The 8763-nt window shown below is 44.5% G+C and carries 7 protein-coding genes; 5 read left to right on the top strand and 2 right to left on the bottom strand.

What is annotated here, in order from left to right; all coding sequences use genetic code 11:
- Positions 1-271 precede the first annotated feature (271 nt).
- On the bottom strand, positions 272-1825 hold the full coding sequence (locus RIC07_RS12005) for a hypothetical protein (protein WP_446394737.1): 1554 nt from the start codon (positions 1823-1825) through the stop codon (positions 272-274).
- A gap of 279 nt (positions 1826-2104) precedes the next feature.
- Here RIC07_RS12005 and RIC07_RS12000 point away from each other — a divergent pair, with 279 nt between their 5' ends.
- From RIC07_RS12000 to RIC07_RS11985, 4 genes are all read left to right on the top strand, one after another.
- The gene (locus RIC07_RS12000) at positions 2105-2290 is read left to right on the top strand and encodes a DUF2283 domain-containing protein (protein WP_446394736.1); all 186 of its coding nucleotides are present in this window, start codon (positions 2105-2107) and stop codon (positions 2288-2290) included.
- 116 nt (positions 2291-2406) lie between these two features.
- Complete coding sequence (locus RIC07_RS11995; RefSeq protein ID WP_446394735.1) at positions 2407-4152, top strand: LIC_10190 family membrane protein; 1746 nt, start codon at positions 2407-2409, stop codon at positions 4150-4152.
- A gap of 263 nt (positions 4153-4415) precedes the next feature.
- On the top strand, positions 4416-5744 hold the full coding sequence (locus tag RIC07_RS11990; RefSeq protein ID WP_446394734.1) for a TMEM143 family protein: 1329 nt from the start codon (positions 4416-4418) through the stop codon (positions 5742-5744).
- Between the two features lie 129 nt (positions 5745-5873).
- On the top strand, positions 5874-7937 hold the full coding sequence (locus RIC07_RS11985; RefSeq protein ID WP_446394733.1) for a prolyl oligopeptidase family serine peptidase: 2064 nt from the start codon (positions 5874-5876) through the stop codon (positions 7935-7937).
- Positions 7938-7975: 38 nt separating this feature from the next.
- On the opposite strand, the gene RIC07_RS11980 is transcribed toward RIC07_RS11985, so the two are convergent.
- Complete coding sequence (locus RIC07_RS11980) at positions 7976-8326, bottom strand: Mo-dependent nitrogenase C-terminal domain-containing protein (protein WP_446376396.1); 351 nt, start codon at positions 8324-8326, stop codon at positions 7976-7978.
- Positions 8327-8448: 122 nt separating this feature from the next.
- Here RIC07_RS11980 and RIC07_RS11975 point away from each other — a divergent pair, with 122 nt between their 5' ends.
- Positions 8449-8595: a hypothetical protein gene (locus tag RIC07_RS11975; RefSeq protein WP_446394732.1), complete on the top strand. Its 147-nt coding sequence runs from the start codon at positions 8449-8451 to the stop codon at positions 8593-8595.
- Positions 8596-8763 lie beyond the last annotated feature (168 nt).

Raw genomic sequence — 8763 nt, 5'->3', positions numbered from 1 at the left:
AGGGTGTAGGGTGTAGGGAAAAATTGACGCTTCGACTCCGCGAGGGCGTCAACACCGAATTTCGACAGGCTCAATTGCCGCGGAGTCGAGGTGTTGAACTTTACTCAGGAAGTCACCAAAATTGTTTATTCGTTGGCTCGCCTAGAGAGCGCTCGCTCCTTACCCTATCTCATCTTATGGGCTTTTCTTTTGTGTTTCTTACCGATTTTCCCCACACCCCACACCCCATACCCCACACCCTGCCTACCTTTGACGCGAGCTTGTCACCCCTTCAGCCACAGAACCATACTGTTGTACCGATCGCTAGAATTAATACCAATCCCCAAACGATCAATAAAACTAGGGAAAATTTACCTAAAGCCGGATTATCGGCAGCCTCTTGACGAAGAGTAAACGGGAGAAAGTTGAGGTGATTCAAATGTTTTAAATAGGGTCTCTTGTCCGGATTACTATTGACGCAAAATTTAGACAATGAGCCGTTGCTCAAACAAACGATATTAATCAAACGCTGACCGATGCGGAATTCAAGCCGAGACCCTGGCATTCCCACTCTAGCTTGATAAATTTCTAAGTTCATCGGCATTGCCACCGACGCAATTTGGAATAGAATCGCTAATGTGAGGATTCCCCGTAGTAGCCACACCTTCACCCCTTTAGCCGATAGAAGATGCTGGATAAACAGACCCGTAAGGGGAATGAGTAACAGGTGAACAGACGTTAGATGATACCTTGCCCCCCAAGCGCTATCCCCGTGCCAAAAACTGAGACGACTGGTAAGAATGATATGGATACCCAAGTTGAGGATTCCCGTCACCAGATACCACTGTAGGTAAGGAGAAAGTCTCCGCCAAAATCTAATCGCTAATACCAAGCCCGGTAGTAGTAATGGATCATAAATAAAAATACTTTTGGCTGGCGAAAAAAACACGCCCCAGAGTCCAGGATATCGATTACTGGAAAACTCATCAGGCATACCAATTTTAGGTGCATTCGATGAATTGGCTTCGGGGTTGATTTGATGCAATTGTAAGCTTTGTCCATGGGTTAAAAAATTACCATAGCGAATATAATCCAATAGGCGTCCGAGGAAAGCTAAGGGAATAAAACCGAGAATCCACAATCCGATGACTTTGAGAACTTTGCGCGTATTCCGATTTTGATAAGCAGCACAGCCCAATAAGAACAAGACTACAGTTAAGGCATGAATAGCACTGGTTACCCGAATCAGCATAGCCGCCCCCAGTGATAATCCACTCCAAATCAGAAAACGAGGGTTTTGGCGCAGTAGAAAAGCCAGTGCATTAGCGTAACCGAGAGTGACAAACAGCAGGACTTGATTATTCTGGTGATGAACTTGAGAGTAATGCAAAACTGTTGTCCCCAGTAACCAAGCAATACTCGCTAAACCCGCGATTCGTTCTTCAAAGTTAAACAGTCTGAGCAACCAGAAACAGGAGACGACAGCCGCCACATTTAAAGGGATAAAAATTAACAGACTGACAACTAAAGCTCGAAAATCCTTGGCGGGTAATAGGGGAAACCATTGATGAAGCTGAGTTCCCAACCAGTCACCCGGAAGCATCAGCATAGACTGTCCCGGTTCATAGGCGATGTAACGCTTACCCCCAACGCCGACGACTCCTAACCGGATGTCGGTTCGTCCTCTGGGTTTATAATCGGGAGCAACTTGTACTTCTTCGGTTCCTGTCCACCAACTATGAGCCATCTGCAACCTGAGTTCTGTATCCAGGACACCCAATGTTCCTGAATTGATGACGGTAATCCATAAGAAGGCAATCAACGTTATCTTTGAAATCGTTTTCATGTAGTCTCCGGGTTACCTGTTGCATGGTTCATGGTTCATGGTTGATTGTTCAAATTTTTGGGGAGATAGTCCCAAACAGAGTGCGATTAACGCTATAACTTGATTAGCGATCGCTTCGTCGCCGTCTGGCTGAGAATTGTTGCCCTCTGTGTCTCCCTGCTGGCAACCTTCCTAAGCTTATTGTACTACAAGATACACGTCAAATTGAAGTACAATATCAACGAATTTTGACCTTGTACTGGACAAATCAAGTCAATCGATACTGGCAGGGGTAAACTGATGAATGTTAAATATGATTCAGATGCAGATATTCTCATCTTTGTTTTGCGTGATGCAATTCCTGCCAATGCTATTTCTGAACCGGGAGGCGTGATTGTTAGTTATGACGAAACTTGTGAACCCGTTAGTATCGAGTTTCTCAATGCCTCTCAACGCCAACTGTTTAATCTTCAGGAAACGAACTAACTCCCGGAGAGCCAAATTGCTACAGTTCACGCGGTTTAATAACGTACCTTTTGGGCGTAAAGTAGATAAAAATGTGAAATAGCGACGATCGCGCTAGTCATGACTAGAGGTGCTGAATGCTTTATTTTATGATTACCTGGCTTTTTCTAATTGGTGTTTGTTTCTCCATTGGCACAGCTATTGTAAATGGGTTGCAAGCCGATCGCATTGATCGTAGAGGCGATCGCTTCATCGCCGCCGTCTGGCTGGGAATCATTGTCCTGTGCGTCTCTCTGCTGGCAACTTCCCTGATTTTACCGTTATCTAGCGCCGTTGGTTTTGTCCTTGTCGTCGGTTTAGTCGCCCTATCTCTCCTGTCTCAGTCAACCCGGCGTGAACTGGCGACACTTCGCTCAATTCTTTCTCCCAGCTTCATCGTTGGATTTATTACCTTAGAACTAATTATTGCCGCTTTTACCAGTCAAGAAATAGTCTGGTTTGACACTGGACTCTATCACTTTGGTTCTATGCGATGGATGTCTCAATTTGGCGCGGTTAATGGATTAGCGCTAATCAATGGTAAGTTTGGCTTTACCTCTTCTTGGTTTGCTCTCGCCGCACCACTTACATCGCCAATTTTTGGCAGTCGAGTCAGTGCGATTACCAATGGTTTTGTCTTCCTTATCGCTATTTTACAATCTCTAATTACGCTGAATCAAATCGTCATCCGGAAAGGACGCTTATCGGACTGGTTTTTATTGATATTTTCAGCGATCGCTATTCTCGTTTATACAGGAACCGCGTTTACGGGTTCACCGATACTCATCTCATTTTCTCCTGATGTAACCGTAGCCTTTCTGATTGGCGTGACAGCCTGGTCAATTCTAGTTATTTCCCACAGCGCTCAATTTTCTTTACGGGATACTGATGCCAAAACGCCTCTTTTCGATGCCAAAACTATCCCCCTAATCCTATCAGCCGGAGCCGTAACCGTTAAGCTTTCGGCGCTACCGCTGCTCCCCATAGGATTTCTGTTTTATCTGATGGGTAATCAATTGAAACTAAATATTCAGCGGCTATTGACAGGCAGTGCTATTACTCTATTAATCCTATCACCCATGGTTTTATATAGCCTGACCACATCCGGATGTCCCCTGTATCCTTCCACCTTTATGTGCCTCGACCTGCCTTGGTCAGTTCCCATCGAAGAAGCCATAAAAGAAACTAAGCCCATCAAGTTTTGGTGGGTATTTTCGGATTCAAATGAGTCGGGATTGACGGCTATCGCGTTAGGACTTTGGCGATGGTTAAAAGGTTCGATTAAATCTCAAATAATGGCATTTATTACAATTTTTGTTATTATTTTTTCTATCCCTATATTCCGACAATTTAAAAAACACCTCAAATTAGGAACTGCCTGGATAGTATTATTGGGATTACTCGGCATTACCTTTATTATGCTCCAAAGTCCTTTACTCCGGTTTGGCTTGGGCTATTTTCTGCTTATTCCAGCTTTATTTGGGTCGATATATGGTCAAATTCTGTTTGAGAAGATCCCCTCTAAATTAACCCAACCGCTGTTTCGATTTACTCATACCCTAAAACAACCTCAAACAATCCTGTTGACTTCCCTATTTGTCATTGGCTTAACTACCGTTGGTCTGATTCAGGATAATGCTCAATCGCGATTGATTTTACCTCCTCCCTTACCCAGTGCTAATCTAGTATCTGACCAAGTGAATGATGTTACTTATGTCTATCCAGCCGACTGGACAGTCCGATGTTGGGCATCTCCATTACCTTGTTCAGCCGTACCGATTAAAAATATCCGACTTCGTGACCCGTCACAGGGAATTGGTGCTGGATTTGTGTCTGTGAAATAAGTACCTGGACATCAATTTTGTTAACTGAGTTCAAGATTGTCAAAAACATGCTCTCTTTCCGAAGTGAAGGGTCAAAACTCTCGCACTCAGTCGGGGCGGGTTTAGTTACATCTAGATGCTAAGGAAAGGATAGTGGTGAAACCCGCCCCTACACAATCACGCGCCATGCCCGACTAGCAAAGCGAAGAGTCATTTCTGTACCCTATTCCCTAGTCTCAAGAGTCAACTTTAATTTTGCCCGACTACTTAGTCTATTGTAAAATATGGCAACTTATCAAGACCGAGAAGCGTTTATTCCCTATCGCCGCAGCGACTTAATCGAACTGTGCCTAGACGATGGACAGTTAGCTAACGAGAAGGTGCAACAGTTCCGAGAATTCTGCACGCTACTTTCCGCCTATTATCATTTTAAGTTTCATGCCTATTTGGAACGGTTCAAGGATAATTATGATCCGTTCAACCCCGATGCTGATACTCAATCCCGGATTGAACTCACTCCCGATAAGTTAGCCGAACGCGAAGCGAATGTGGTGACTGACTTTCAGACGATTCTCGAACGCGCCAATTATGTTCCCCTCTCTGCGAATAGTTTACAACGCGCCTTTAAGGAAAAGTCCTTAATTCAACTGAAAACTGATGTTGATTTTGATGAATTTGACCAACTCGTTTGCTACTGTCGGGGAGATATTGAAAAAACGATTCAGGTTAAAAAGTTTTTGAAGAAAAAAGACAAAACAATAAATCTTTTTGAACGAGTTGTTTTATTGATTAAATTCAAAGACGCCGATTATTTCAAACACAAAGGCGATGAACTAGATTCTCTCCAGTTCACACCAGGGAAGATGTATCTCTATTTTTACAAGAATATCCCTAAGTTTGACTTGGAACTCCTTTTCCCCAATATCAAAATTAGCATGACCTGGAAAGACCGTCTCTTCTTAATCGTTCCGGCTGTTGGTGCCGCTGTTCCAGTCATCTTGAGAGTTCTGCCTAAACTTCTCGTTGTGATTGGGGCTATTTTATTTTTTACCATGGGACCATCAGTTCTGGACACGATTCAGGCAAGTGAAGAGGAGGTGCGTGATATTATGCCCGTCCTCGTTGCTGTGTTATCGCTACTGGTGACATTAGGAGGTTTTGCCTATAAGCAGTATAGCAATTATAAGAGTAAGCAGATTAAATTCCGCCAAACTGTGACCGAAACCCTGTTTTTTAAGAATATGGCAAATAATGCCAGCGTGTTTCATGCCTTAATTGATGCGGCGGAAGAGGAGGAATGTAAAGAGATAATTCTAGTTTATTACCATCTTTTAATTAACCAGAATCCCCTAACTCCTGCACAGTTGGACAACCAAATTGAAAGTTGGATGGATAATAAGTTTGGCACAAAGATTGATTTTGATATCAATGGTCCGATTCATAATTTAGAGGATATCCGGGGTAAATTGGTGCAAGATGGCAAAGATACGGCAAGTCTCCCGGAAATTCCGTTATTGACCAAAGATAAGCGAGGATGTTGTCAGGTTCTGCCTTTAGATGATGCTAAACGATTAATCGATTACATTTGGGATCATATCTTTCTCTACACCTGAATCATCAAGCGCTTCAGAGTCGTGTTTTGGTATGGTAATCTTTGCGCGATCGCGTCCCATCCTCCACACGCTTCCTAACCCTTCCCCAAAGAGTGCTACCCTAGAAAACACTGCCTCACATTCCCGACTATGCCATCTTCTCACCAACCTCTGACCTACCCCACCACCCGCCAAGCTGACCAAGTAGACGACTATCATGGCACGAAAGTCGCTGATCCCTATCGCTGGTTAGAAGATCCCGACTCCGACGAAACCAAAGCCTGGGTAGAAGCGCAAAATAAAGTCACCTTCGGCTATCTGGAAGACATCCCTCAACGGGAATCCCTGAAGCAGCGCATCACCAAACTCTGGAATTACGAAAAATATGGCATTCCCTATAAAGAAGGGAACCGCTACTTCTATTTCAAAAATGATGGACTTCAGAACCAAAGCGTTCTCTACACCTTAACCTCTCTGGATGGAGAACCCAGAGTCCTGATTGACCCCAATACCCTGTCCGAAGACGGGACTATCGCCCTATCGGGTATCGCGATTAGTGACGATGGCAACCGCATGGCGTATGGTTTATCTACCTCCGGTTCCGACTGGCAAGAATGGAAAGTGCGGGATGTGGAAACGGGAGACGATTTATCCGATCATCTCAAATGGGTGAAGTTTTCTGGTGCATCCTGGACAACCGATAATCAAGGGTTTTTCTATAGCCGTTATGATGAACCCAACGATGCCACAAAATTAGAAGATATCAATTATTATCACAAACTCTATTATCACAAACTCGGCACAGACCAATCCGATGATCAGTTAATTTATCATCGTCCTGACCAGAAAGAATGGATGTTTAATGGGTCGGTGACAGAAGATGGGCATTATCTGATTATTTATGTCAGTCAAGGAACTGATCCCAAAAATCTGGTTTTCTACAAAGACTTACAAAACCCCGATTCTCCCATCGTCGAATTAATTTCCGAGTTTGAAGCAAATTTCAGTCTGATTGACAATGACGGATCAATCTTCTGGGTTCAAACTGACTTAGACGCCCCACGAGGTCGGGTGATTGCCATTGATATTCATAACCCAGGGCGAGAGAACTGGCAAGAAATTATTCCCCAAGCTGAAGAAACATTAGAAGATGTCGGGGTTCTGAATAACCAGTTTGTCGCCGATTACCTCAAAGATGCCCGTTCTTCGATTAAGATTTTTGACCTCAATGGTGCCTTTGTTCGGGAAGTAGAATTACCGGGAATTGGTTCAGCCGGGGGATTTGGCGGGAAGCGGTATGATACGGAAACCTTCTATGTGTTTACCAGTTTCACCACCCCAGCCACAATTTACCGCTACGATATGGTAACTGGGGAACGTTCCCTATTTCGCCAACCGACTGTAGACTTTGATCCGACTCAATACGAAACACGGCAAGTGTTTTACCAGAGTAAAGATGGGACACAAGTGCCGATGTTTATTACCCACAAAAAGGGGTTAGCATTAGATGGCAATAATCCCACCTATCTCTATGGTTACGGCGGGTTTAATGTTTCCCTAACTCCCAGCTTTTCAATTAGTAATCTGGTGTGGATGGAAATGGGAGGCGTCTATGCGATTCCGAATCTCCGAGGCGGTGGAGAGTATGGCGAAGATTGGCATCAAGCGGGAATAAAGCTGAACAAGCAAAATGTGTTTGATGATTTTATTGCCGCAGCGGAATGGTTAATTGAGAATAAATATACTCGTCCGCAAAAACTGGCAATTGGTGGCGGAAGTAATGGCGGTTTATTAGTCGGGGCTTGTATGACTCAGCGTCCCGATTTATTCCGTGCTGCCCTTCCTTCAGTTGGGGTTCTGGATATGCTGCGCTTCCATAAGTTTACGATTGGTTGGGCATGGTGTTCTGATTTTGGTTCACCGGAAAATCTAGAGGAATTTCAGGCACTTTATGCCTATTCTCCCTTACACAATCTCAAGCCAGGAACGGCTTATCCAGCCACATTAATTACGACAGCGGATCATGATGATCGCGTGGTTCCAGCCCATAGTTTCAAGTTTGCAGCAGCGTTACAAGCGGCACATTCTGGGGATAATCCGGTCTTAATTCGCATTGAAACAAAGGCGGGTCATGGTGCGGGAAAACCGACGGCTAAGATTATTGAAGAGATTGCCGATAAGTGGGCATTTTTGCAGCGAGTCATGGATTTTTAGTCTTGAATGACGAATGACAAAGGACGAATAACAAATGATTAACAATAAGCACTGATATCTTCCCCACATTGATCAGCCAAGTAGCAAAGGGCGCGAAAGCGAAGGCTAACGAATTCGTCATAGAAAGGATTGAGTTTGCACAAGGGAGGAATGTGGGCAACCCGACGCCCAAAGAGGCAGATATCGCGTTCAAAGGGACATTGAGCGGGAATCATTTTGCAGAAGAATCTAGCTTTGGTGGGGTTGTGAATTTCGATGTTCTCTAACCATTGCTTGATGGTTTGCAGTGGCTTGATGGGTTGTTGGGGCGAGGTGGGAGGGGTGATGGGGTTTGTCTTGGCTTCAACAGGGGTGGAATTGATCAGTCCGTTTTGGTAGGTGGTATACATGGTTTGATTTGCTCCGTATGTGTGGTTTGTTTGTCTCTATTCATAATTTAACCCAATTTAGCGACAGCGCAAATATAAAAAACTATTATCATTGATTAGCTCTGCTTGTAGGCATTGTCCTGTTGGGGGAAGCTGGGGGAGCTGGGGAAGCTGGGGAAGCTGGGGAAGCTGGGGAAGCTGGGGGAGCTGGGGAAGCTGGGGGAGCTGGGGGAGCTGGGGGAGCCGGGGGAGCTGGGGAAGCTGAGGGAGCAATGATACATTTTCCCTGATAGCGGTGTAAGGGTATGAAAGGGTTTTACCTTATGTCCTTGAAGATGATCCAATGTCCATGTTACTCAAAGCCTTGATAGATAATGCTTTTGGAGTTGTGCCGCAAACCCTAAGTAGGAAATCTCCTATGAATTAAAAGTTGGGCGAGTCGCCAACTTTAAGTGTTT

The sequence above is a fragment of the Coleofasciculus sp. E1-EBD-02 genome (assembly GCF_040218245.1).
GTDB lineage: Bacteria > Cyanobacteriota > Cyanobacteriia > Cyanobacteriales > Coleofasciculaceae > Coleofasciculus.
Note: the sequence above shows the minus strand (reverse complement) of the source record. Positions and strands in the feature narration are given on the sequence as shown.

What these genes read in the sequence shown, in the direction of transcription:
- RIC07_RS12005 (WP_446394737.1), bottom strand. Translation starts at nt 1,825, where the DNA reads ATGAAAACGATTTCAAAGATAACGTTGATTGCCTTCTTATGGATTACC.
- RIC07_RS12000 (WP_446394736.1), top strand. Translation starts at nt 2,105, where the DNA reads ATGAATGTTAAATATGATTCAGATGCAGATATTCTCATCTTTGTTTTG.
- RIC07_RS11995 (WP_446394735.1), top strand. Translation starts at nt 2,407, where the DNA reads ATGCTTTATTTTATGATTACCTGGCTTTTTCTAATTGGTGTTTGTTTC.
- RIC07_RS11990 (WP_446394734.1), top strand. Translation starts at nt 4,416, where the DNA reads ATGGCAACTTATCAAGACCGAGAAGCGTTTATTCCCTATCGCCGCAGC.
- RIC07_RS11985 (WP_446394733.1), top strand. Translation starts at nt 5,874, where the DNA reads ATGCCATCTTCTCACCAACCTCTGACCTACCCCACCACCCGCCAAGCT.
- RIC07_RS11980 (WP_446376396.1), bottom strand. Translation starts at nt 8,326, where the DNA reads ATGTATACCACCTACCAAAACGGACTGATCAATTCCACCCCTGTTGAA.